This window comes from Streptomyces sp. PA03-3a (assembly GCF_033792735.1).
In the GTDB taxonomy this organism is placed as follows: Bacteria; Actinomycetota; Actinomycetes; order Streptomycetales; family Streptomycetaceae; genus Actinacidiphila.
Genome location: NZ_JARAVM010000030.1, coordinates 29,372 through 53,491, shown reverse-complemented (window position 1 = coordinate 53,491; position 24,120 = coordinate 29,372). Strand labels below are relative to the sequence as shown.

The window sequence follows — 24,120 nt, the reverse complement described above, 5'->3', positions numbered from 1 at the left end:
GCCCCAGGAACCGCAGCGGGTGCCGCACCAGGAGGAAGCCATGACAGAGCTCACGTACGGGGACGACCCGGAGCCTTCGGATCCGTCCCCGGCCGGACGACACCGGGAGACGTTGTACGTTCCCGTCCGGCCGGGACCCGTGGGATGCGTCGCGCGCATGTTCCGCACGCCCCTGGGCGGCCGTACGGCCGTCGGCTTCACCACCGCGGAGCGTCTCGCGGAGACGCTCGGCCCCGACCAGCAGTGGATCCCCCTGTCGGAATCCGCGCTGCGGTCGCTGGCCCGCCCGCTCGGCGTCACGGCACTGACCGTGGACCCGCAGCTCGCCGCACCCGCCGTGTCGGACGTGCCGGAGGAGACCGGTCGCCGGCTCGACCCCCAGACTCTCGGGGTCCTCAGGGTCACCGGCGCGGTCGCGCTGGTCGACGCCCTCGCCCTGTGGATCGGCTGAAAGGAGCGCCGTCATGACTGCCGTCACCGAGCACTTGGAGACCGCGTACCCCGACGCCGACCTGTCGGTGTGGCCCGCGTCCGCCTCCTCCGCCCCCCACGGTGAGGTCACCGTGGGCGGGGTCGCCCTGACCGAGGTCGCCGAACGCTTCGGCACCCCGGCGTACGTCCTGGACGAGGGCGAGGTACGCGACCGCTGCCGCGCCTACCGCGCGGCCTTCCCCGACGGCGACGTGCTGTACGCCGCCAAGGCCTTCATGTGCCGTGCCATGGCCCACTGGGTGGACGAGGAGGGCCTCGGCCTCGACGTCTGCTCGGCGGGGGAACTGGAGCTCGCGGTCGTCACCGGCTTCCCGCCGGAGCGCATCCTGCTCCACGGCAACGCCAAGAGCCCCGAGGACCTGGCCACGGCACTGCGCCTGGGCGTGGGCCGGATCGTGATCGACAGCACCGGTGAGATCGCCAGGCTGGCCGCCCACGTCCCGCCGGGGGACCGGCAGAAGGTGCTGCTGCGCATCGTGCCAGGCATCGCCGCCGGTCACCACAACGCGGTGCGCACCGGCACCGACGACCAGAAGTTCGGGCTGTCCCTGGCCGACGGATCGGCCCAGCACGCCATCACGCGTGTGCTGGAGCAGCCGCGCCTCGAACTGGTCGGCCTGCACTGCCACCTGGGCTCGCAGATCAGCAGCGTCAAGCCGTACCTCGCGGCGGTGCGCCGGCTGGTCGGGCTGCTGGCCGCCGTGCGCAGGCAGCACGGCGTCACACTGCCGGAGCTGGACCTCGGCGGCGGGCACGCGGTCGCCTACCGTCCGGGTGAGGCGGCGATGGACCTGACGACGCTGTCCGCGCGGATACGCGCCGAACTCGCCGAGGGCTGCGCGGCCGCCGGGCTGCCGGTGCCGCGGCTGACGGTGGAACCGGGCCGCGCGATCGTGGGCCCCGCAGGTGTCGCGCTGTACCACGTGCTGTCGGTCAAGCGCACCGGCGGCCAGACCTTCGTCGCGGTCGACGGCGGCATGAGCGACAACCCCCGGCCCGCGCTGTACGGGGTGCGCTACACCCCGCGGCTGATCGGCCGTCACTCCACCGAGGAGCCGGTGCTGGTGACCGTGGTCGGCCGGCATTGCGAGGCCGGTGACATCCTCGCCTCCGCGGTGCCGCTGCCCGCCGACGTCCGGCCCGGGGACCTCCTGGCGGTGCCGGTCGCGGGCGCGTACCACCTGTCCATGGCGTCGACGTACAACCTCGTCGGCCGTCCGCCGGTCGTCGCCGTCCACGAGGGGCGGGCGCGACTGCTGGTCCGCCGCGAGTCCCTGGCCGACTTCCGCAACCGCGACATCGGGCTCTGAGCCCGCGCGTCGTCCGACGCCCCCCGAGCGCCCTCCGGGCAGGTGATGTCCCCGCGTCCCCCTGCCCGGAGGTGCGACATGCCCGATTCCGGTGCGCGAGTTCCGGTCCACGAGTTCCGATCCACGAGAAGAGAGAGTCCGGTGAGTGTGGAGCACACCGTCCGCCCGAGCGTCGCGGAGGGCATCAGATGACCTCCGCACCCGCACCCGTCAGGCCGGACCGTGAAACCCCCGCCCTTCCCCCCGAGGCCGGCGGGCAGCGCGGTGCGGGCACCCGCCCGCTCGCCCCGGTCCAGCTGTGGCTCGCCCTCCCCGAGGCCCTGCGCAAGCTCGACCCGGTGACGCTGGTCCGCAACCCGGTCATGTTCGTCACCGGGATCGGCGCCGCCCTGACCACCGGGCTCGCCGTCGTCCACCCTTCCGTGTACGGGTGGCTCATGACGGTCTGGCTCTGGCTCGCCGTCGTCTCCGGCAACCTCGCGGAGGCCGTCGCCGAGAGCCGCGGCAGGGCCCGGGCCGACGCCCTGCGCCGCGCGCGCCGGATCACCACGGCCCGCCGGCTGACGAAGGACGGCGAGAAGGACGTGCACGCGATCGCCCTGCGCCGCGGCGACACCGTCGCGGTCGAGGCCGGGGAGACGATCCCTGGTGACGGCGACGTCGTGCAGGGTGTCGCCGCCGTCGACGAGTCGGCCGTCACCGGCGAGTCCGCACCCGTCATCCGCGAGGGCGGCGGCGACCGTTCGGCCGTCACGGGCGGCACGAAGGTGCTGTCCGGCCGCCTCGTCGTGCGCGTCACACGGCAGTCGGGGGAGAGTTTCATCGACCGCATGATCGCCCTGGTGGAGGGCGCCGACCGCAGGAAGACACCGCACGAGATCGCGCTCAACCTGGTGCTCGTGCTGCTCACCGTCGTCTTCCTCGTCGCCGTCGTGACCCTGCGGCCCATGGCGATCCTCTCCGAGGACCCGGGAAGCGCCGCCCTGACCGCCGACGGCGCCACCGCGATCGCCCTGGTCTCGCTGCTGCTCTGCCTCGTCCCGACGACGATCGCCGCCCTGCTGTCGGCCGTCGGCATCGCCGGCATGGACCGCCTGGTGCAGCGCAACGTCCTGGCGGCCTCCGGCCGGGCCGTCGAGACCGCCGGGGACGTCAGCACCCTCCTGCTCGACAAGACCGGCACGATCACCCACGGCAGCCGCCGGGCCGGTGCGTTCCTGCCGCTCGGGGACGTCGATCCGGAGTGGTTCGCCCAGTCCGCGCTGCTGTCGAGCCTCGGCGACGGCACCCCCGAGGGGCACTCGATCGTCGCCCACGCCCGCGAGCACTACGCGCTCTCCCACCACAAGGCCGACGAGATCGACCTGCCCGACGCCCGGTGGGTGCCCTTCAGCGCCACCATCCGCATGTCCGGGGTGGACCTCCCCGGCGGCAGGCGGCTGCGCAAGGGCGCTCCCGCCGCCGTCGCCGCCTGGGTCCGCGAGCGTGAGGGCACCGTCCCCGCCGGACTGGACGTCTACGTCGAGCAGGTGTCGTCCGCCGGCGGGACACCCCTCGCGGTCGCCGAACTCCCGGCCGCGGGCGGCCCCGCGCGCGTACTCGGCGTCATCCACCTGAAGGACGCCGTCAGGCCCGGACTGCGCGAGCGCTTCGAGGAGATGCGCCGGATGGGCATCCGCACCGTCATGGTCACCGGCGACCATCCGGTGACCGCCCGCGCCATCGCCGAGGAGGCGGGCGTGGACGGCTTCCTCGCCGAGGCGACCCCCGAGGACAGACTGGCCCTGATCAAGCACGAACAGGCCGGCGGCCACCTCGTCGCCATGACGGGCGACGGCACCGACGACGCACGGGCGCTGGCCCAGGCGGACGTGGGCGTCGCCATGAACACCGGCACCTCGGCCGCCAGGGACGCCGGGAACATGGTCGACCTCGACTCCGACCCCACGAAGATCGTGGAGATCGTCAAGGTCGGCAAGCAACTGCTCGTCACCCGCGGCGCGCTGACGACCTTCTCGATCGCCAACGACATCGCCAAGTACCTCGCGGTCCTCCCCGCGGTGTTCGGCGGGGCGTACCCGGCGCTGGACGCCGTCGACGTCCTGCGGCTGCACTCACCGGCGTCGGCGATCCTGTCGGCCGTCGTCTTCAACGCCGTCGTCATCCTCGCGCTGATCCCGCTCGCCCTGCGGGGCGTCCGTTACCGGCCCGGCAATGCCGCCTCGCGCCTCACCCGCAACCTGTGGGTCTACGGCCTCGGCGGGGTCGCCGCGCCGTTCCTGGCGATCAAGCTCATCGACCTCGCCCTCGCCCGGCTCGTCCCCGGGATCTGAGGACGCTCCGCACCGCGACGCCGCCCGCGCGCCGGCCCGTGGTGCCGAGGGCGGCCCCCCGGCGGAGGGGGCCGTCCGTGCGAAATGCGCGGGCGCGCTCTGCGGCGTCGTGCGAGCATCTGCGGATGCTCACACTCGCCGACGAACTCGGAAGTCTCGCCTGCACGGTGACGGGGGACGGGCCGCCCGTGGTCCTCGTGCACGCCGGTGTCGCCGACCACCGCATGTGGGACGACATCGTGCCCGGCCTCGCCGAACACCACACCGTCATCCGCTACGACATGCGCGGCTTCGGCCAGTCCCCGCCACCGGCCGGCCCGTTCAGCGAACACGACGACCTGCGGCGCGTCCTGGACCACTTCGGCCACGAGCGCGCCCACCTGGTCGGCGCCTCCTTCGGAGGCCGTGTGGCGCTCGACTTCGCGCTCGCCCACCCGGCGCGCGTCCGCTCCCTGGCCGTGTTCGCCCCGCCGTGGCCGGGGTACGACTGGTCGCCGCAGATGATCGCCTACGACGCCGCCGAGACCGAGGCCCTCGCGGCGGGGGACCTCGACGCCGCGGTCCGCGTCAACCTCGGCATGTGGCTGTACGGCCCGGCCCGGGGACGGGACGACGTACCCGCCGCGTCGGCCGACCGGCTGCGCGGGCCGATGCGGACCGCGCTGAGCCACCAGGGCGCGGTCGAGGCGCACTCCCGCGGCCGCGCGGACGGCGACGTCGCCACCCTGTCCGTACCCACCCTGGTCGGTGTCGGCCTCCTCGACGTGCCGGACTTCCAGGACATCGCCCGGCGCTACGCCGTCACCATCCCCGGCGCCACCCTGGTCGAGTTCCCGGCCGCGGCCCACCTCGTCGCCGTGGACGCCCCCGCCGACCTGACCGCGGCGCTGCTTCCGTTCCTCGCCCTGTAGAGCCCTTCGGGCGCTCGCACCGCCAACGCGGTGGACCTCCGGTCCGCACCGACCGCGCGCCGGGTCGCTGGGGTATGGATCCTCCCCACGGACCGTGGGCGTCCGACGTGCCACGCACGCCGGACGGGGCTAGGGACAGGAGCAACGCCTGTGGACATGAAACTCGAGGTCGTGGTGGTGCCCGTCGCCGACGTCGACCGGGCCAAGGACTTCTACACGGGCCTCGGCTGGCGGCTCGACGCGGACGTCACCACCGGCGAGGACTTCCGCGTGATCCAGGTGACCCCGCCCGGCTCGCTCTGCTCGGTCATCTTCGGCACGGGGGTCAGCGCGACCGAACCGGGCTCGGCCAGGGGGCTCCACCTGACCGTGGAGGACGTCGTGGCCGCCCGGGAGGAGCTCGTGGGCCGCGGGGTCGAGGTGAGCGAGGTGTTCCACGACGCCGGCGGGGTGTTCCACCGCGCGGAGACGGAAGGACGTGTGGCCGGCCCCGACGCCGAGCGGCGCAGCTACTGCTCGTTCGCGTCGTTCAGCGACCCCGACGGCAACGAGTGGGTGTTCCAGGAGATCACCGAGCGGCTTCCGGGCCGCTGACCGCCGCCCCCGGCGGCGCGGGCGCACCGCAGGCGGTGCGCCCGCGGTGCGGCACCCTCACGCGCCGGCCATGGCCTCCGGCAGCGCGGTCACACCGAGGATGGCGAGGCAGTTCGTCCAGAGCGGGCTGAGGCGACCGGTGTCGTTGTACAGCTTCGCGAAGAGCACCTGCCCCTCGAGCTGCGCGACGATCGACGCCGCGGCCGCGTGGGTGTCGGCGACCGTGACCTCGCCGCGCTCGCGGGCCTCGGTGACGACCTCGTCGATCATTCCGACCTGCATGTCGAAGATCTCCTGCAGCCGGCCGCGGATGGACTCGGTCTGGTTGCTCATCTCCAGCGTCAGGTTGCCGAACATGCATCCCGACACGGTGCCGCACGACTGCTGGCCCGCGTGCTGGATCTCCTCGGTCGCCTCGAACAGCCGGCGCAGCCGCTCCAGGGGTGCCGCGTCGGCGCCCAGGATGCGGGTCCACTCACGCCTCTGCGCCGCCCAGTGCTCGTCGACGACAGTCAGGGCGAGGGCTTCCTTGGACTCGAAGAAGTAGTAGAAACTGCCCTTGGGCACCCCGGCCGCCTTGCAGATCTCGGCCACCCCCAGGGCGGAGTAGCCGCGCTGCTCGATGAGCGTCTGCGCGGCAGTGATGATCTTCTCCCTGGCATCACTCGTGCGTCCCATGGCACCAGTATACGACCGATCGACTATTTTCTCGTCGACCGGCCGGGACCGCTGCTCCACCAGGCCGGGAATCCCGGCCGGCCCCCATGGTGGGTCGGGGGGCGGCGCGCCCGCCAGGACCCGTTTCCTCCCTGCTGCGAGGCGGGGACTCCCACCCGCTCTGCGAGCGTGGCCGCGGATCTCCAGGCGCCGTCCGGCGACGGGCAGGGGACGCGCCCGCGCCGGGAGCTCCGCGGCGTCTCGGAGATCCGGGCCAGGCCTCAGGCCGTGTCGTCACGTGCCCTCCGCCGACCTTCGGCCGGGGGTGCCCCCACCCAGCGGCGCCTGGCAACGGCGCTCCCCCAGCTCCGCTGGGCCCCCACGCTGCGTTGCCGAATCGTCCGAGCAGCCCACTACGAGGACGATCCTCCGCCTTGCGACGCACCGCAGCTGGGGTTCCCTTCGTGCGTCAGATGGGGGAGCCGCTGAGCCCCCCTTCGGGCGGTGGGGCCCCTCCCAGCGGTAGCCGGGGGAGGTCATCCGACGACAAGGCCTAGCATGGCGGCGTGGAGCTGCGTCAACTTCGGTACTTCGTCGCGGTCGCCGAGGAGCTGAACTTCGGCCGGGCGGCCGAGCGGCTCCTGATCGCCGGGCCCTCCCTGTCCCAGCAGATCAAGGCGCTCGAACGCGACCTGGGGGTCCGGCTCTTCGATCGCGACCGCCGCTCGGTGTCCCTCACCCCGGCGGGCTCGGCGCTGCTCCCGCACGTCCGGGCGCTGCTGGAGCGCGCCGACGACGTGGGGCGCAGGGCGAAGCAACTGGCGGGCTCGGAGGCGGTGCGGCTCGGCTACGCCAACTGGCTTCCCACCGACCTGGCGGCCCGCGCGTCGGCGGTCGCCCGGCTGCACGTCGACGCGTGGATCGCGCCGTCCCACACCCAGGCGGCCCGGGTGGCCGACGGCAGCCTGGACCTCGCGGTCTGCTGGGTGCGGACCGAGGACCTGCGGCGGCAGGGCCTGCGGTCCCGGCTCCTGGGCGCGGACCTGCTCTACGCGGTCTCGACCGGCGACGACACCGGACCCGTGCGGGCCGAGGACACCGCCGTCCTCCTCGACGACGACAGCACCTCCTGGCTGTCGTGGAACCTCTACGCGGAGCGGCTCGCCGCCGACACGGGAGCCCGAGCGGTCCGCATCTCCGACGGCGGAGTCACCGGCAGCGGGTTCTTCGACCACGTCCGCCGCTGCCGGGGGCCGGTCGTCAACTGCCCTAAGGGCCAGACCGCCCCTCTTCCGCCCGACCTGGTCAAGCGGCCGGTGCTCGGCCCCGAGGTCTACTGGACCTGGTCGCTGGTCTGGCGGGCCGACGAGGTCCGCGGCACGGTGCTGGCCGTCGTGGACGCCCTCACCGAGGGCGTGGGCGACCTCGGACTCCACCGTTCGGACGTCTGGCTACCCGACGGCGATCCCTACAAGCGATAGATTGCGGCAATATGCCGGAATTGTCGTCAGGTCGTCCATGTTGTAGCTGACCGGTCGGCTACAACGCCGGAGTCCGTTCACCCCCAGTCATCGGGAGCAGGTCATGAGCGTTCAGGGTCAGAAGGTCGCGGTCGTCACGGGTGCCTCGCAGGGCATCGGCGCGGGGCTGGTCGAGGGGTACCGCAAGCTGGGGTACGCCGTGGTGGCCACCTCGCGGAACATCGGCCCGTCGACGGACCCGGGAGTGGTGGCGGTCCCGGGGGACATCGCCGAACGGGACACCGCGGAGCGGGTGATCGCGACGGCGGTGGAGCGCTTCGGCCGGGTGGACACGCTGGTCAACAACGCGGGGATCTTCGTGGCGAAGCCGTTCACGGAGTACACCGAGGAGGACTACCGCGCGGTCCTGGGTGTGAACCTGGACGGGTTCTTCCGCATCACGCAGCTGGCGGTGGAGCGGATGCTGCAGCAGGGCGGCGGCCACGTCGTCCAGATCTCCAGCAGCCTCGGTGACCAGGCGGACGCGAAGGTGACGTCGGTGCTGGCGTCGTTGACCAAGGGCGGTCTGCAGGCGGCGACGCGGGCGCTGGCCATCGAGTACGCGAAGCAGGGGATCCGGGCGAACGCGGTGGCGCTGGGCACCATCAAGACCCCGATGCACCCGGTGGAGACCCACGAGGCACTGGCCGGGCTGCACCCGGTGGGCCACATGGGGGAGATCGACGACATCGTCGAGGCGGTGCTCTACCTGGAGCGGGCGCCGTTCGTGACGGGTGTGACCCTTCCCGTGGACGGCGGCCAGAGCGCGGGCCGTTGACATCCCGCGACCTCCGCCGTGGTGGGAGGCATGGCCTTCCACCACGGAGGACGCCGGTCGTGGCGTGCGCCGGTCCCCGGGCGCACCGTTGAGGCCAGGTCGCGCCCCCTCCCTCCCGCACTCCACCGAGGTCCTCATGTCGACGTACGCACCAGCCCGGCCGACGGGCCGTCCGGTCCGGGACGGCCTGGAACGGCTCCTGGGCGTCCTGCCCGCGGTGCCCTGCCCGTGGCGGGCACGCCGCACGGAGGCACCCGGTGTGGATCTGCGCCTTCCCGTCCCGCACGACCCTCGCCAACTCGGCCCCCTGCGCCGCGAGGTGCGCCGCGCCCTGGATCGGTCGGCGGTTCCGGAGCACGCGGCGGACGAAGCCGTCCTGGTCGTCTCCGAGCTGGTCACCAACGCCGTCACACACGGCACGTCGCCCGCCGAGCTGCGCCTCGTCCTGGGGTGGGAGAGCCACGGCCTGCGCGTGGAGGTCACCGACGCCGGGCCGGCCCCGTGCGGCGACCGGGAGGGCGTGCCGCCGGACGAACACGGGCGCGGACTGCCGATCGTGGCAGCCCTCGCGTCCGACCACGGCGTGAGCGTCCGGCCCGGCGGCACCACCTGCTGGGCCGACCTGCCCCTTGACCGGCCCCTTGACCGGCCCCGGCGGCACGGCGAAGACGCCGGCCCGATCGCCTTCGTCGTGCCGGCGACGGCCTTCTCGTTGCTTCTGCTGGTCGCGGTGTTCGCGGCGGCCTGTCTGCTGCGCCTTCCCTGAGCCGGGCCGGCAGGACCGCCCAGCCCGGACCGGTGCCTCACGGGCCGGACCCGCCAGGGTATTTGGCATCATGCCCGGATGGACCTCGACCTCCTTCCACCCGTCGGCGTCGGCCGCCTGCGGATCGGAATGGCCCGCGAAGCCGCCGACGACGCCCTGGCATCCTTCCGCGACCCGGCCGCCGTCTCGGAGTCCGACCGGCCGGGGCAGCACGTGTTCCGGCCGAGCGGGCTGATGGTCGCCATCCAGTGTTCCCGAGGCGTCCTCGAAGCCGTCGAGCTGGGCCGACCCGTCACCTCGGCGGATCGCGTGCTGTTCCGGGGCCTGGACGTCTTCGCCCTCCCGGCGCGCGAGGTCGTGCGGCGGATGCGCGAGCACACCGCGATCGTCGAGGACCCGGACGAACCCGCCTCGTTCGTCGCCCCCGACCTGCTGCTGGGCTTCTGGCGCCCCTTCGCGGCGGACGACGAGCCGGACGAGCAACAGGGCCATTACTTCAGCTCGGTCCTCCTCGCGGAGCCGGGCCACTACGACACTCCCGCCCAGGCCTTGGAGCGGTCCCGCGCGTCGGCCGGACGGTGAGCGCGGCGCACGAGCCCCGACCGCACGACGGGCACGGCCTGATCCGACGGCGTCGTGTGCCTCAGGACGCGGGGGACGGGCTGCTCGCGTCCCGGTTCCCGCCGGGGGCCGCGGCCGACGTCCCGGGGCGCGGGAGGGCGGCCCGTACGGCGGGAAGCGCCAGGACCACGGCCACCGCGGCGAGTTGCCACACCGCGCCGAAACCCAGCACCCCGCCCACACCGACCATGACGGACACCGGCCCGGCCGCGGCGAGCCCCACCGGCCCGAGCGCGAAGGCGCCGAAGGTGCCGTACGCGCTGACCCGGGCGAGCGTCCCGGGCGGCACCTGCGACTGAGTGACGGTCGCGTAGAGGGTGCCGCACACGGCCGAGCCGGCACCGGCCGTCAGTGCGGCGGCGCAGATCCACGGCAGCGGCAGCCCGGCGGCGAGGGCGGCCGACGGCATCGCCCAGCCCAGGGTGGCGGCGGTGCCCGCGAACAGCGGGCGGCGGGGCCGGCGTCCCAGCATCGCCATGCCGCCCGCCACCGCGCCCGCCCCGTACAGGGCCATCACCAGGCCCCAGGAAGTCGGACCGCCGAGGTCCCGCTGGGCCACCAGCGGCCCGAGGACGAGGAACGGCGCCCACACGAGGAGGTTGAACAGGCAGACGTGCACCGAGGTGACCCACAGCCAGGTGCGGGAGCGGAACTCCGTCCAGCCCTCGCGGAGTTCGGCGACGAAGGACGAGGCAGGCCCCGCGTCCCTGACGGTACGCGGCAGCAGGAGCAGCGCGATGACGCTCGCCCCGTAGCTGACGGCGTCCACCGCGAGGACCGCCGAGGCGCCCGCGGCCGCCGTGATGACGCCGGCGAGCGCCGGACCCGCGATCGAGGCCGCCGAACGGGCCACGCCGAGCAGCGCGTTGCCGTCGGAGAGCGCGTCGCCCGGGACGATGCGCGGGACGAGGGCGTCGAGGGCCGGGGTGAACAGGGCCTCGGCCGCGCCCCATACGACGACCAGCGCGATCAGCGTCGCCATGTGCGGATCGCCGCCGAGCAGGGCGAGGGCGAGGCCGGCCTGGGTGAGACACCGTGTGACGTCCGCGGCGAGCATCACCTGCCTGCTGCCCCAGCGGTCGGTGAGGACGCCGCCGGCGAGCAGCACCAGCACCAGCGGCAGGATCCGGGCCGCCAGCACCAGGCCGAGCTCGGTGCCGCCGCCGCCGGTCTCCAGGACGGCGAAGGCCAGCGCGACGGACGCCATCGACGATCCGAACAGCGAGGTGGCGTAGCCGATGAAGAAGCGACGGAAGTCGCGTTGGCGCAGGACGGGGGGACGCAGTACGAGTGCCATGGGCGCAGCGTGCGGGCGGCGCGCCGCGACACGCCAGGCCCGCGGGGCAAATTATTGAGTCCGGTCGAATCAACTTATGATGGGCGAGGTTCACGACACAGATGGATTTACTGCGGTCGACAGGTTGACCGGATCGCCGCATCGCCGGGGGAGGGGGAGGGGTGGGCTCCGTATGACCCAGCCGGTGGAGTACGCCGTCGCCGTCGACCGCTTCCTGGCCGCCTCCGGCCTCGGTGCGGGTTCGCGGCGGGTCTACCGGATCGCGCTGGCCACCTGGGCGTGGGGGCTCGTCGACCGTCCACCGCCCGTCGGCGGGGGGCGCCGCAACGCCGAACCCCCGGCGGTCCCGCTGGCCCTGCTCGACGCACCGGGCACCTCGGAACGGCTCCGTGAGGCTTTCGCCGCACGGTCCGCGGCCGTCGGCGCCCGTACCGCCAACCGCGAACTGTCCGTCCTCAGCAGCGCCGTGACGTGGTGGCGCGCGGCGGGCTGGCTGTCCGGCGATCCCACGGACGGCCTGCGCGCGCTGCCCGTGCCGAAGGCGCGCGGGGCCGAGGCCGCACTCGCCGCCGACCAGGTGCGCGAGGTCCTCCGGCTGGCGGCGCCGCTGCGGGAGCAGGCCTTCTGGCATCTGCTCCACGAGACCGGGGGGTCCATCGAACGGCTCCTCGCGCTCGACGTCGACGACCTCGACCTGCCCGGCCGCCGCACCCGCGAGCGAGCGGGGGAGCCGCTGCGCTGGGGCGACGGATCGGCCCGGCTGCTGCCGTTGCTCGTGCTCGGGCGGGTGGACGGGCCGCTGTTCAGGACCGGCCGGGGGCGGCTCTCCTACCGGCGCGCTGCGGAGGTGTTCACCGCCGCCACCCGCCCGCTCGAGCCGGGGGGACGCGGCTGGACGCTGCGGCAGCTCCAGGCGGCGGCCCGGCGCTGACCGTTCAGCCGGCGTCGGCCGATGGCCGTCGGCCGTCCGCCGTCAGCCGAGGACGCGCAGGGCGCTCTCCACTGCCGCGGCCATCCGTGCGCGGGCGGAGGACAGGTAGCGGCGCGGGTCGACGACGACGGAGTCGGCCGCCAGGAAGTCGCGCACCGCGCCGGTGAAGGCGATGTTCAGCGCCGTGCCGATGTTGATCTTGACCATGCCCCCGGCGACGGCCCGGCGCAGTTCGTCGTCGGGCACGCCGGTGGAGCCGTGCAGGACCAACGGGACGGTCACCGCACCGCGGAGACGGCCGATCAGCTCGTGGTCGAGCCGCGCCGTGCGCGTCGTCATGGCGTGCGAGCTGCCGACCGCCACGGCGAGGGCGTCGATCCCGGTGGCCACCGCAAAAGCGGCAGCCTCGGCAGGGTCGGTACGGGCGCCCGGGGCGTGCACACCGTCCTTGCCGCCTATCTCACCGAGTTCCGCCTCCAGCCAGAGTCCGCGGTCGTGCGCCCAGTCCGCGGCGGCACGGGTGGCGGCTACGTTGCGGGCGTGGGGGAGGGCCGACCCGTCGTACATCACGGAGCCGAAGCCGCAGTCCGCCGCGCGGCGCAGCAGATCCTCGTCGGTGACATGGTCGAGGTGGAGACCCACGGGGACCGCGGCGGACTCGGCGACCGCGGCGGTCGCACGGGCGATCGGGGCGAGGGAACCGCCGTGGAAACGGACCGCGTTCTCGCTGATCTGGCAGACCGCGGGCAGTCCCGCGGCCTCCGCACCGGCGACGACCGCCTCCGCGTGCTCCAGGGTGATGACGTTGAAGGCGCCGATCCCGCGGCCGTCGGCGTGCGCCGCGCGGACGAGTTCGGCGGTGGGGACCAGCGGCATGACGCGACGACCTCTCGATGGGATGATGTTGCGTGAACGTGATGGTTCGACCCGGAAACACGGCATAAACGTGCGCCGCCCCGCAAGGGCACGGCACCCGGGCCGGCACACCCGACGACAGGGGACGAGGAGATGGCGGGACCACAGGCCCGATGGAGCGCGCTGCTGGAGATGCTGACCCGGGACGGGAGCGTCGAGGTCGAGCCGGCCGCCGCCGAACTGGCGGTCTCCGCCGCGACGATCCGGCGCGACCTGGACGAACTGGCCCGGCAGAACATGGTCACCCGCACCCACGGCGGCGCGGTGATCAACGCGATCGCCTACGACCTGCCCCTGCGCTACAAGGCCGCCCGCAACGCCCCGGAGAAGGAGCGCATCGCCCGGGCGGCCGCGGCCCTGGTGAAGCCGGGCACCGTGGTGGGCCTCAACGGCGGCACGACGACCACCGAGGTGGCCCGGGCGCTCGCCGCACGCCCCGACCTCGCCGGCGACGGGGCGGAGCCCGCGCTCACGGTGGTCACCAACGCGCTGAACATCGCGGGTGAACTGGCCGTCCGGCGACACGTGAAGCTGGTGGTGACCGGCGGCGTCGCCCGCCCGGCCTCGTACGAGCTGATCGGGCCGCTGGCCGCGGAACTTCTCGCGCAGCTCACCCTCGATCTGGTCTTCCTCGGCGTGGACGCCGTCGACGTCACCCAGGGGGCGGCGGCCCGGCATGAGGGAGAGGCGAGCATCAACCGGGCGCTCGCCCGGCGCGCCGAGCGGGTCGTGGTGGTCGCCGACGCGTCCAAGCTGGGGAAGCGGGCCTTCGCGCGGATCTGCCCGGTGGAGGAGGTCGACGTCCTGGTGACGGACGGGGACGCCCCGGCCTCGCTCGTCGAGCCCTTCACGGCGGCCGGAGTCGAGGTCCTCCGGGCCTGACCGGGCCTGCCGTCGCACCGGCCACCTGCCTTTCGTCGTCCCGCCGACCATGAAGCAGCATGCAATTTTCTGCAGGAAAATTGCTAGAGTCGAGCAACTTCACACATGATGCTCGACCGGGCGTGCTCGGTGTCAAGGGCCGCCGGACAGGGACGGAGTCCATCGATGAGTCAGAGTGAGACCCGGAACGAGAGCCGGAGCGGGACCAGGACCGAGACCGAGACAGCGACCCAGCCGGACTGCTGGCGCCGCGCCGTCGCGCTCGCGGACGACCGGGAAGCGCCCTGGCGGGCCGCGATGCCCCGGCCCGGCGAGCGGGTGGCGGTCGTGGGCTGCGGCACCTCGTGGTTCATGGCGCACGCCTACGCGGTGCTGCGCGAGAGCGCGGGCCAGGGCGAGACGGACGCCTTCGCCGCGTCGGAGATGCCGGCCGGCCGGTCCTACGACCGAGTCCTCGCCCTCACCCGGTCCGGCACGACGACCGAGGTGCTGGAGGTGCTGGCCCGGCTGCGCGGCACCACCTCCACGGTGGCCGTCACCGCCGACCCCGCCACCCCCGTCATGGAACTGGCCGACGCGGCGGTGGTGCTGGACTTCGCCGACGAGACCTCGGTCGTCCAGACCCGCTTCGCCACCACCGAACTCGTCCTGCTGCGCCGGCTGCTGGGGGAGGACCTCGCCGGTCTGCCCGCCCAGGCGGAGGCCGCGCTCGCCGCGCCGCTGCCCGAGGGGCTGCTGGAGACCGAGCAGTTCACCTTCCTCGGCCGCGGCTGGGCCTACGGTGTCGCGCAGGAGGCGGCGCTCAAGATGCGGGAGGCGTCCGGCGCCTGGACGGAGGCGTACCCGGTCATGGAGTACCGGCACGGCCCGATCAGCGTCACCGGGCCAGGCCGGGTGGCGTGGTGGTTCGGCGACCCGGGGGACCTCCCGGCGGGGCTGGAGGGGGAGATCGCGCGCACCGGCGGCCGCCTGGTCGCCCTGGGGCGCGACCCCCTCGCCGACCTGGTCGTCGTCCAGCGGCTGGCCGCCGCGCTCGGTGCGGCGCGCGGCCTCGACCCGGACGCGCCCCGGCACCTCACGCGCTCGGTGGTCCTGGCGGACGGCCGGGGCTGACGGCCGGGCGCTTCGCCCGTACGCCGGAACGCGGAGCCGTCCCCGCCCCCAGGAGGGGCGGGGACGGCATCAGGCGGGGACCGTGACCGTCAGGCCTTGGACCACTTCTGGTTCGGCGTCCCGTAGCACGTCCACAGCTGCAGCGGGGTGCCGCTGGACGTGCCCTTGTCGAGCACGTCGACGCACTTGTTCTTGTTGGTCAGGTCGTTCGAGCTGTTGAGCCTGAACTGCTGGGCCCAGCCGCCGTTGCAGCGGGCCAGCTGTATGACCGCACCGTCGGTGAACGAGGCGCCCGCCAGGTCCATGCACATGTTGAAGGCGCGGATGGTCCCGTCGGAGCGGAAGTCCCACTTCTGCCAGGCGCCGCCGTCGCAGTCCTGGATCTGCAGCCGGGCGCCGTCGCGGCCGGTGCTGTACTTCGCACCGCTGACCGCGATGCAGCGGCCGCTCTGCACGCTGCGGATGCGCACACCGGGCACGGTGGCGGTCTGCTGCGTCTTGGTCGGCGTGGGGTTGCCGGCCGACGAACCCGATCCGGAGCCCGAGGAGCCGCCGGAGGTGGTGGAGCCGCCGGTGGCCGAACCGCCGCCGGAGCCGCCGGAGGCGGAACCGCCGCCGCCAGTGGTCCCGCTTCCGCCGCTTCCGCCGCCCCCGGTACTGCCCGGGTCGCCGCCCACGGCCGGCAGACCGCCGCCGGTGCCGCCCGAGGAACCGCCGTTGCCGGACTGCCCGAGCGACCCGGTCACGGGAGCGTTGTCCTTGCCCGTGACGGGGGCACTCTTGGCACCGTTCGCGCCGGGCGACGCCGGTACGACGCCGTTCTGCGAGGCGCTGGGCGCGACGGCCGCCACCGGGTCGCCCTTGCCGCCCCCGTCGGGCAGCACATCGATTCGCGCCATCAAGGGCACGACCAGCACCGCGCAGCCGATGACGGCCGAGGTGGTCGCCAATACACTCCACGCCCGCCGGTCCGGCAGCAGCCGCCGGTGCGGCAGGGAGGGGCGTCGGGCGAAGGTGTCCGCGAAGCGGGGCTTCGCCCCGTCGAGAACCTCGGGGTCCCGTGGATCGGGATGGGGAGGCACGTGGTCTCCTGTCGGATCGGGAATCTGCGCGGAAGCGTAGGGCGCGCGTCCGCCCATCGATTTCGGCAAGGTGAACATTAGTTTAAAATTTCACCAAGTGTGACAGCGAATGATCGAATATGCGCCAACACTGTGGTCAGAGCATCTCGTTCAGCAGCTTAATCTGTACGCCATGTGTGTGAACGAGTCCGACCGTCGTGAGGGCGGGGCGGACATCCTCGCCGGGCACGACACCGGCGACGCCGACGAACACAGTGCTGTCGCCAGCCTGATCATCGCCGAGCGGGACAGCCTGCGAAGGTTCGTCACCGGCCTGATGGGCCGCGACGTGCATGCCGCGGAGGACGTGCTGCAGGAGACCATGCTGCGCGCCCTGCAGCGCGCAGAACGGCTGGACGTGCACGAGCGGCCGGTCCGCATGTGGCTCTTCCGGGTCGCCCGCAATCTCGTGGTCGACCACCGCCGCCGCGACCGCGCCGTCCCCGTCGGCATCACCGCCGCGGACTTCGCGGGCACCGCGCTCGAGCACGCCGGCGACCACGCCGGCCTCGTCGAGGACCGCTCCGTGCTGCTCGCCGCACTGAGCGCCCTGGCCCCGGCGCACCGGGAGGCGGTCGTCCGCGTGCACGTGATGGACCAGACCGGAGCCGACGCCGCCGCCGAACTGGGCGTGCCGCGTGGCACCGTCAAGTCCCGCACCCACCACGGTGTGCGGGCCCTGCGGGCGGAACTCGCCCGCCGAGGCGTGGACGGAGTGGCCGCGTGAACGTTCCCGCAGGCTGGACGCGGCTCATCGGACTCATCGGGCTGCTGATCCTCGTCGTCGTCCTGGCGCACTGGGTCGTCCGCCGCAAGGGCGGCTGGGGCGCACTGCGCCGCCGCGTCGTGCGCGAACTGAAGACGGCCGCCCGCGCCTTCGCCACGCCCGTCCGTACGGAGCTGAGGCACCGCCGCGGTCTGCGGGTGCTCGGCCGGCTGCTCCGCGACGGCGCGGGCTGGACGGACGCCGCGACCGCGCTGCGCCGCGCCGCCGCCGCCCGCCCCGACGCACGGCCGTACGCGGCGCTTCTGGGCACCGACGTCGTCGGCGTCTACGCCGCCCACGGCCACGGCGGGTCCGCGCTGCCCGAGCCGTGGGCCCGGGACGCGGCCGACCCGCGGCTGTGGTGGATCAGCCGCGCCGACCTCGGCTCCGCGTCGGAGACCGGGCACGGCGGCGAGGCACCGGTACTCGTCTGCCTCGGCAGGTCCGGTACCGACGCGGTGCTGCTCGACCTGACGGCCGTTCCCCCGGCGGTCTCCGTCACCGGTGAACGCCGCACCGCCCGCGCGGTCGTCCAGGCCCTCGCCGCCCAGCTCGACGCCCGGCTCCCCGCGGGCCGCGTCGTGGTCGGCGCAGGGGTGCACCCCCGGCACGACGGCCCCGTCGACGTCTTCGAGCCGGCCGGTGCCGGCTACGCCGTGAGCGCCGAGGCACCCGAACGCAACCGGCCGGCCGGCATGCGCCTGCTCACCCTGGGCGTCGCCCACCACAGCACCCTGATCCTGGAGGCGGACCGGGACGGCCACCTGCGCCTGCACGGCGGCCCGCCCGCCCTCACGGTCGACGCCCTGCCCCTGGCCCGCGTCGTCTCCCGGCTGGTGCACACCCTGCCGGCCGTCCCCGGGGACGACGGGGGCCCCGGCCCCAACCCGCCGAAGACGCTCCACGCCCTGTCCGCCGACGACGACCTCGTCGAGACCGGGCTCCCGTCCACCTCCATGGCCGTCTCCGCGACCGCCCCCCGCCCCGAGCCCGCCCCGGCCCCCGCCGCCCCCGGCGCCGCAGAACCCGGCGACGAGGACGGCGACCTCGCCGAGCCGACCGCATTCGGACCGGCGGGCGTCTCCGCCGCCACCGCACGCTCCTCGTCCTCGTGACGCCCGAACTGGGAAGACCGTGAACCTCACCATCACCACCGTCGACGGCGCGGACGGCGCGCGCCGCGACCACCTCGTAGGGCTGCCCGCACGCACCACCGTCGCGGACCTTTCGGAGGCCGTGGACGGGACGCGAACCCGCGACCTCTACCTCGACGGCCGCCGGCTCGACCCCGACGCGTCCGTCGCCGCTGCGGGACTGCGCGAAGGCGGCGTCCTGAGCCTGGGCGCCCCCGGCGCGGATCCCGACCGGGTCCGCGTCGGCGCGGAGACCGGCGCCGGACCGGTGCTCGCCGAGGTCCACGTGGTCTCCGGACCGCAGGCCGGGCGCACCTGGCGGCTCGGGTTCGGCAGCCACGAAGCCGGCTCCGGACCGCTCTGCGCGATCCGCCTCGAGGGCGACGGCGTCCCCCAGGGCGGTCTGTGGGTGACGATCGGCGCGGACGGCTCCGCGCACTGGCACCGCACCGGCACCGCGCCCGGCGACGAGGTGCGCGGCCGGGTCGCCGCGCCCCCGCCCGACGACGCGGTCACCGCGCTGCGCCGCACCCGCCCGCACAAGGTCACCACCGAGCGCACCGCCGCCCAGGGGCAGTTGGTGCCGTGGCCGCCCGGCGAGGACCTGACCGTCGGCTCCGTCCTGCTGAGGATGAGCGCTCCGGTCGAGGCGGACGCCGCCGTCACCGAGTCCGCGGACGGCTTCGGCATCGACTACAACCGCCCGCCGCGCATCGCCCCGCACCTGGACGGCGAGCGGGTGCGGCTGCCCTCGCCGCCCTCGCCGCCCGCCAAGCGGCCCTTTCCCGCGGCCATGATGATCGCCCCGGTGATCATGGGCTTCTTCATGGTCGCCATCTTCAAGTCGTACTACTTCCTCGCCTTCATCCTGCTCGGCCCGATGATGATGGTCTCCAACTGGGTCACCGGCCGCCGCACGGCCCGCAAGGAGTACGAGGAGGCGGACCGGCAGTACAACCGGCGCCGCACCGTCGTCGAGGACGGTGTCCGCGAGGCCGTCGCCCGCGAGCGCCGGATACGCCAGGTCACCGCCCCCGACCCCGCCGCCGTCGCCCTGATGGCCACCGGGCCGGGCAGCCGGCTGTGGGAGCGGCGCCGCCACGACCCCGACCACCTCGTGCTGCGGCTGGGCACCGCCGACCAGCCCTCGCTGCGCGAACTCGAGGACCCCGCCCGCGACGAGAACCACCGCACCATCCGCTGGAACATCCCCGACGCCCCCATCGGCATGGACCTCACCGGCCACGGCGTGGTGGGCGTGGCCGGCCCCGCCGCCGAGGTGCAGCCGCTCGCCCGCTGGATGGCCGTGCAGGCGGCGGTGCTGCACAGCCCCCGCGACCTGCGGATCGTGCTGCTCACCGATTCCAGCCGCGCCGACGACTGGGCCTGGGTGCGCTGGCTCCCGCACGTGCGGCCCGCCGCGCCCGGCGGTCCGCTCGTCCTGATCGGCAACGACCCCGAGTCGACCGCGGCCCGCGTGTCGGAACTGGTCGCGCAGATCCAGGTGCGCAAGCGGGCCACGAGCTCCGACCGCAACGGCGTCCTCGTCGGCCCCGACGTCCTGGTGATCGCCGACGGCGCCCGGCGGCTGCGCGACGTGCCCGGCATGGTCCAGGTCCTCACCGAGGGCCCGGCCGCGCGTGTCTTCAGCCTGTGCCTCGACGAGCAGGAGCGGCTGCTGCCCGAGGAGAGCACCGGAGTGGTGCTCGCCGAGGCCGGCCGGCTCACCGTCAAGCGTCCCGGCACGCCCGAGGTCCCGGGGGTCCGCGCGGACCAGGTCACGCCCGAGTGGTGCGAGCAGCTTGCCCGCGCCGTGGCGCCGGTCCGCGACGTCAGCCCCGAGCACGACGCGGGACTCCCGCAGCGCGTGAAGCTGCTGGACCTGCTGAACCAGGAACCGCCCAGCGCCGAGAAGATCCTGGCGGGCTGGCGGTCCCGTCCCGCCGCCACCTCCTTCGTGCTCGGCAGCGGCTTCGAGGGCCCGTTCTCCCTCGACCTCGTCCAGGACGGCCCGCACGGACTGGTCGCCGGTACCACCGGCTCCGGAAAGTCCGAGCTGCTGCAGACCTTCGTCGCCTCCCTCGCCACCGCCAACCGGCCCGACGAGCTGACCTTCGTCCTCGTCGACTACAAGGGCGGCAGCGCCTTCAAGGAGTGCGCGAACCTGCCGCACACCCTCGGCATGGTCACCGACCTCGACGCCCACCTGGTCGAGCGCGCCCTGGAGTCGCTGGGCGCCGAGCTGATGCGGCGTGAACACGTCCTGGCCGCGGCCGACGCCAAGGACCTCCCCGAGTACCAGGCCAAGCGCGCCGCCGACCCCACCCTCGCGCCGCTTCCGCGGCTCCTGCTGGTCATCGACGAGTTCGCCACCCTGGTGCGCGAGGTGCCCGACTTCGTCCCCGGACTCATCAGCATCGCCCAGCGCGGACGGTCGCTCGGCATCCACCTGATCCTGGCCACCCAGCGTCCCGCCGGTGTGGTGACCGGCGACATCCGCGCCAACACCAACCTCCGGATCGCGCTGCGGGTCACCGACCAGTCCGAGAGCCAGGACGTCATCGACGTCAACGACGCCGTCGACATCTCCGCCACCACCCCCGGCCGTGCCCTCGTCCGGCGGGGCCCCAAGTCCGCGGACCCCTTCCAGACCGCGTGGGTGGGCGCCGAGCGCCCGCGCCCGAAGTCCGCCGAGGAGACCGAGGCCGAAAGCGGCGCCCGCAAGCCCGTCGTGGCGTCGGAGCTGTCCTGGGACGCGCTCGGCCGGGCCGCGGCCCCGGCGGCGTCCGAGGTCGTCCTCACCCAGAGCGTCCAGGCGCCCGCCCCCACCGACCTGCAGGTGCTGGTGGACGAGATCCGCGGGGCCGCCGACCAGCTCGAGGACTACACCCCGCAGCCGAGTCCCTGGCTGCCCGCGCTGGAACGCCGGGTCCTGCTCGACGACCTCGACGCGATGAACCCCGTCCGCGAGGGACGCCTGCTCATCCCGTACGCCCTGGAGGACGTGCCGCAGCTGCAGCAGCGCCACGTGGCCGCGGCCGACCTCAGCAGCTTCGGCCATCTGTACGTCATCGGCGCCCCCCGCTCCGGCCGCACCCAGGTGCTGCGCACCCTGGCCGGTTCCGCCGCCCGCCATCAGAGCACCGCCGACGTGCACTTCTACGGCATCGACGCGGCCGGCGGCGGCCTGGCCGCGCTCACCACCCTCCCGCACTGCGGCGCGGTCGTCCCCCGCCACGACACCGAGCGGCTGGAACGGTTGCTGCGCCGCCTCAACCAGGAACTCGTCCACCGCCAGGAACTGGCGCAGCAGCACAGCGCCACCGGCATCGACGAACTGCGCAAGGTGCTCCCGAAGGCAGAACGCCCCGCGCACATCCTGCTGCTCGTCGACGGCTGGGACGCCCTGTCGGCCATGCTCGACGAGCACGAGTACAGCCACATGTACCAGGACATGGTCCGCCTGGTGCGCGAAGGCGCCGGCGCCGGCATCCACTTCGTCGGCACCTCCGAACGCTCCCTGCTCAGCGGCCGCATGGCCGCGCACAACGACCACCGGCTGCTCCTGCGGCCCGGCGACCGCTCCGACGTCCAGGCCGTCGGCATGAAGCCCGGCAAGCTGCCGGCGGAGATCCCGCCCGGCCGCGGCTGGCACGTCCTGACCGGCACCGAGACCCAGATCGCGCTGCTCGCCCCTGGCGGCGGCACCGAGCAGGTCGAGGCACTGCGCAAGATCGGGGCCGCGGCGCTCAAGCGCGACGCGCGGGTGCCGCAGGCGCGGCGCCCCTTCACGGTGGCCTCGCTGCCGCGGTCGGCGGAGTTCGCCGACGTCTACGACAAGGTGCCCGCCGGGCAGCGGCGGCCCCTGTGGGGCCTGCTGGGCATCGGCGGCGACGGGGGACAGCCGGTCGGCGTGGACTTCGCGGGCGCGTCCGCGGTGTTCGGCGTCATCGGCCCCACCGGGTCCGGACGCAGCAACACGCTGGCCTCGCTGGCGGTCTCGCTGCTCGCCGGGGGTACCTCGCTGGTCGTCCTCACCCCGCGCGAGTCCCCGCTGCGCGGACTCAGCCGGCACACCACGGTCCGCGTCATCACCGACACCGAACCGACCGAGGAGGCGGTGCGCTCCGCGCTCGCCGCGCTGCCCGGCCCGCGGGTGGTGATGGTCGACGACGCCGACCTGCTGGCGATGTCCGGCGCGGACAAGCTCCTCAAGGAGATCACGGTCTCCGGCCGCGACCAGGGCCTCGGCCTCGTCTACGCCGCGACCGCCGACGGCGTCCAGGGCGGCATGAGCGGCTGGATGTCCAGCGCCCGCAAGGCCCGCCGCGGCCTGCTGCTCGGCCCGAAGAGCACCACCGAGGGCGACCTGATCGGCGTGCGGCTGCCGCACGCCGTCACCCGGGTGGCACCCCACGCGGGCCGCGGCTGGACCGCGGGACCGGGCAACGAGGTGATGGCGCTCCAGGTGCCGCTGACCTCGCTCCGCACGGAGTGACGTCCGTGCCGTGGCCCGCACCGCGGTGCGGGCCACGGCACGGACCCCGGACACCACGAAGGGCCGGGCGGGAGACGACTCCCGCCCGGCCCTTCGCGCGCGTCCCCTACTTCTTGTTGAAGTTGTTCGCGACCTGGGTGTCGAAGTCCTCGGCGCCCTTGGCGATCGAGGTGAACGCCTCACCGAAGTTCTCCAAGCCGTGGATGGCCTGGGTGAGGCTTCCCGTGAACTGCTCGTAGGCGTCACGGATGGCCGGGCTGGCCTGGGGCAGCACCAGCTCGTCGTTGAGCATGCTCTCGACCTGGCCCTTCAGGCTCCCGAGCCGGGTCATCCACTCCTGGCAGGTGGCCGCGTGAGTCGCCGCCCGCTGCCGGACGTCCTCGGGAACGATGTGAATCGCAGGCATTGCGTCGCCTTTCTGTTCTGATGACCGGCCTGGGGGGGGGTGTCCCCGATCAGGCGAGTCTGGGGTTGGTGCCGCCGTGGGTACCCGGACTCTGCGGATGAGTGTCCGGGTTGTTGGGGTTCTTCGGGTCGTCGGGGCCGCCGCCCGGCTTGTCGCCGCCGGACCACGTCCACTCCGGCGCCTTCCCGTCGGCGCCCTTGGGGCCGCGGGTGTACTCGGTGTGGCTGCCGTCGCTGCCGGTGACGGTCATGGAGCCGCTGCCGTCGCCGTTGATGTTGGCCACCGTGTCCGAGGTGCTGCCGTCCGGGTACGTGGTGTGCGTCGTGTAGCTCGGACCGTTGTAGTTGGTGGTGGAGGTGTACTCGCTGCCGTCGTACTTGACGGTGGTCACTTCCTTGATGACGTTGCCGTCCTTGTCGACCTCCACGTGGGAGTCGATCGAACCGTTCGGCGTGTCGACGTGGAAGTCGGGCGGCGTGTCACCGGGGTCCGTGGCGGAGCAGAAGTCCGGCAGTTTGCCGGGCCCCTCGCACTCCTTGAGGTGGCTCTGCTTGTAGTCCCACAGGTCCTTCTGCTGCCGCCAGTTCTGAACGTGCAGATTGGCGCTCATCACACCCATCTCGGCGCCCAGCTCGCGGTCGAACTCGCGGAACGCCTCGCCCACGCCGCCGAAGGCGCCGGCCAGCTCCTTCAGGCCCTTGTCGGCGCGTTTCATGGTGCTGCTCGCGTTGGTGTGGAAGAGCGACATCGCACTGGCGACGCCCTCGTGCCCGAGGATCGCCTCCGCCTCACCGCTGCCCGAGCCGAGGCGGCCGAAGACGCCCTTGTTGATGAGCGGGTCGATCTCGCCCGCCAGGGCTTCCAGGTCGCGCTTGGCCGCGTTGAGGACGTCGTAGTCGATTTTGATCTCGGGCACGGGGGACCTCCGGTCGGTCCTTGGAGAATCCGGTCACCACGACCACGCACCACACCCCCCGCCGGTTCACCGCCGCGCGCGGGTTTGACCCACGTCACATGAACCGCAGGAGTGTGCCGCGCGTGGTCCTCGTGGAGAGCTCCGCCGTGCTCCTCCGCAC

The 24,120-nt window shown here is 73.8% G+C and carries 21 protein-coding genes; 15 read left to right on the top strand and 6 right to left on the bottom strand.

Annotated elements, in window-relative coordinates; genetic code table 11:
* The first annotated feature begins 40 nt into the window (after positions 1-40).
* The 5 genes from PV342_RS30450 (at position 41) to PV342_RS30430 (ending at position 5,640) form a co-directional block, all read left to right on the top strand.
* Complete coding sequence (locus PV342_RS30450; protein WP_400803735.1) at positions 41-451, top strand: SAV_915 family protein; 411 nt, start codon at positions 41-43, stop codon at positions 449-451.
* 13 nt (positions 452-464) lie between these two features.
* Entirely contained in the window at positions 465-1,802 is a 1,338-nt protein-coding gene (gene lysA, locus PV342_RS30445) for a diaminopimelate decarboxylase (RefSeq protein WP_500319486.1), read from the top strand.
* Positions 1,803-1,990: 188 nt separating this feature from the next.
* Positions 1,991-4,135 (top strand): potassium-transporting ATPase subunit KdpB, encoded by a 2,145-nt coding sequence (gene kdpB / locus PV342_RS30440; protein ID WP_500319485.1) that lies wholly within the window; start codon positions 1,991-1,993, stop codon positions 4,133-4,135.
* A 125-nt stretch (positions 4,136-4,260) separates the two neighbouring features.
* Positions 4,261-5,046 (top strand): alpha/beta fold hydrolase, encoded by a 786-nt coding sequence (locus PV342_RS30435; protein ID WP_500319483.1) that lies wholly within the window; start codon positions 4,261-4,263, stop codon positions 5,044-5,046.
* A 150-nt stretch (positions 5,047-5,196) separates the two neighbouring features.
* Positions 5,197-5,640, top strand: a complete 444-nt coding sequence (locus PV342_RS30430) for a VOC family protein (RefSeq protein ID WP_018562813.1) — start codon at positions 5,197-5,199, stop codon at positions 5,638-5,640.
* 57 nt (positions 5,641-5,697) lie between these two features.
* On the opposite strand, the gene PV342_RS30425 is transcribed toward PV342_RS30430, so the two are convergent.
* On the bottom strand, positions 5,698-6,318 hold the full coding sequence (locus tag PV342_RS30425) for a TetR/AcrR family transcriptional regulator (protein ID WP_386995923.1): 621 nt from the start codon (positions 6,316-6,318) through the stop codon (positions 5,698-5,700).
* A gap of 545 nt (positions 6,319-6,863) precedes the next feature.
* On the opposite strand from PV342_RS30425, the gene PV342_RS30420 reads away from it, so the two are divergent.
* From PV342_RS30420 to PV342_RS30405, 4 genes are all read left to right on the top strand, one after another.
* Positions 6,864-7,778 (top strand): LysR family transcriptional regulator, encoded by a 915-nt coding sequence (locus PV342_RS30420; protein ID WP_329189981.1) that lies wholly within the window; start codon positions 6,864-6,866, stop codon positions 7,776-7,778.
* A 103-nt stretch (positions 7,779-7,881) separates the two neighbouring features.
* Positions 7,882-8,595 carry an SDR family NAD(P)-dependent oxidoreductase gene (locus PV342_RS30415; RefSeq protein WP_400803743.1) on the top strand — a complete coding sequence of 238 codons (714 nt, stop codon included), beginning with the start codon at positions 7,882-7,884 and terminating at the stop codon, positions 8,593-8,595.
* Between the two features lie 136 nt (positions 8,596-8,731).
* The gene (locus PV342_RS30410) at positions 8,732-9,361 is read left to right on the top strand and encodes an ATP-binding protein (RefSeq protein WP_500319479.1); all 630 of its coding nucleotides are present in this window, start codon (positions 8,732-8,734) and stop codon (positions 9,359-9,361) included.
* A gap of 78 nt (positions 9,362-9,439) precedes the next feature.
* Positions 9,440-9,943 (top strand): hypothetical protein, encoded by a 504-nt coding sequence (locus PV342_RS30405; protein ID WP_400803747.1) that lies wholly within the window; start codon positions 9,440-9,442, stop codon positions 9,941-9,943.
* 61 nt (positions 9,944-10,004) lie between these two features.
* On the opposite strand, the gene PV342_RS30400 is transcribed toward PV342_RS30405, so the two are convergent.
* A complete protein-coding gene (locus PV342_RS30400) occupies positions 10,005-11,279 on the bottom strand; it encodes an MFS transporter (protein WP_500319478.1) in 1,275 nt (424 codons plus the stop codon).
* A 172-nt stretch (positions 11,280-11,451) separates the two neighbouring features.
* Here PV342_RS30400 and PV342_RS30395 point away from each other — a divergent pair, with 172 nt between their 5' ends.
* On the top strand, positions 11,452-12,210 hold the full coding sequence (locus tag PV342_RS30395) for a site-specific integrase (RefSeq protein ID WP_400803752.1): 759 nt from the start codon (positions 11,452-11,454) through the stop codon (positions 12,208-12,210).
* Between the two features lie 42 nt (positions 12,211-12,252).
* Here PV342_RS30395 and PV342_RS30390 read toward each other — a convergent pair whose 3' ends face one another.
* Entirely contained in the window at positions 12,253-13,086 is an 834-nt protein-coding gene (locus PV342_RS30390; RefSeq protein ID WP_500319476.1) for a class II fructose-bisphosphate aldolase, read from the bottom strand.
* Positions 13,087-13,218: 132 nt separating this feature from the next.
* Between PV342_RS30390 and PV342_RS30385 the strand changes: the two genes are divergently transcribed.
* Positions 13,219-14,007, top strand: a complete 789-nt coding sequence (locus PV342_RS30385) for a DeoR/GlpR family DNA-binding transcription regulator (protein ID WP_018562805.1) — start codon at positions 13,219-13,221, stop codon at positions 14,005-14,007.
* 165 nt (positions 14,008-14,172) lie between these two features.
* Entirely contained in the window at positions 14,173-15,120 is a 948-nt protein-coding gene (locus PV342_RS30380; protein WP_400803757.1) for an SIS domain-containing protein, read from the top strand.
* Positions 15,121-15,209: 89 nt separating this feature from the next.
* Here PV342_RS30380 and PV342_RS30375 read toward each other — a convergent pair whose 3' ends face one another.
* On the bottom strand, positions 15,210-16,202 hold the full coding sequence (locus PV342_RS30375) for a ricin-type beta-trefoil lectin domain protein (protein ID WP_400803760.1): 993 nt from the start codon (positions 16,200-16,202) through the stop codon (positions 15,210-15,212).
* Positions 16,203-16,380: 178 nt separating this feature from the next.
* Here PV342_RS30375 and PV342_RS30370 point away from each other — a divergent pair, with 178 nt between their 5' ends.
* Genes PV342_RS30370 through PV342_RS30360 form a run of 3 tightly spaced genes read left to right on the top strand, consistent with a single transcriptional unit; the run spans position 16,381 to position 22,638 of the window.
* On the top strand, positions 16,381-16,968 hold the full coding sequence (locus PV342_RS30370) for a sigma-70 family RNA polymerase sigma factor (protein WP_361010787.1): 588 nt from the start codon (positions 16,381-16,383) through the stop codon (positions 16,966-16,968).
* Positions 16,965-18,122, top strand: coding sequence for a hypothetical protein (locus tag PV342_RS30365; protein WP_500319474.1), 1,158 nt, complete (start codon positions 16,965-16,967; stop codon positions 18,120-18,122). Before PV342_RS30370 ends, PV342_RS30365 begins: the two co-directional genes overlap by 4 nt.
* Positions 18,123-18,141: 19 nt before the next feature.
* Entirely contained in the window at positions 18,142-22,638 is a 4,497-nt protein-coding gene (locus tag PV342_RS30360) for an FtsK/SpoIIIE domain-containing protein (protein ID WP_386995946.1), read from the top strand.
* A gap of 106 nt (positions 22,639-22,744) precedes the next feature.
* Here the strand turns inward: PV342_RS30360 and PV342_RS30355 are convergent, their stop codons facing one another.
* Together PV342_RS30355 and PV342_RS30350 are read right to left on the bottom strand one after the other, a co-directional pair.
* Positions 22,745-23,044, bottom strand: coding sequence for a hypothetical protein (locus PV342_RS30355; RefSeq protein ID WP_158689870.1), 300 nt, complete (start codon positions 23,042-23,044; stop codon positions 22,745-22,747).
* Positions 23,045-23,093: 49 nt separating this feature from the next.
* Complete coding sequence (locus PV342_RS30350; RefSeq protein ID WP_500319472.1) at positions 23,094-23,960, bottom strand: hypothetical protein; 867 nt, start codon at positions 23,958-23,960, stop codon at positions 23,094-23,096.
* Between the last annotated feature and the right edge of the window lie 160 nt (positions 23,961-24,120).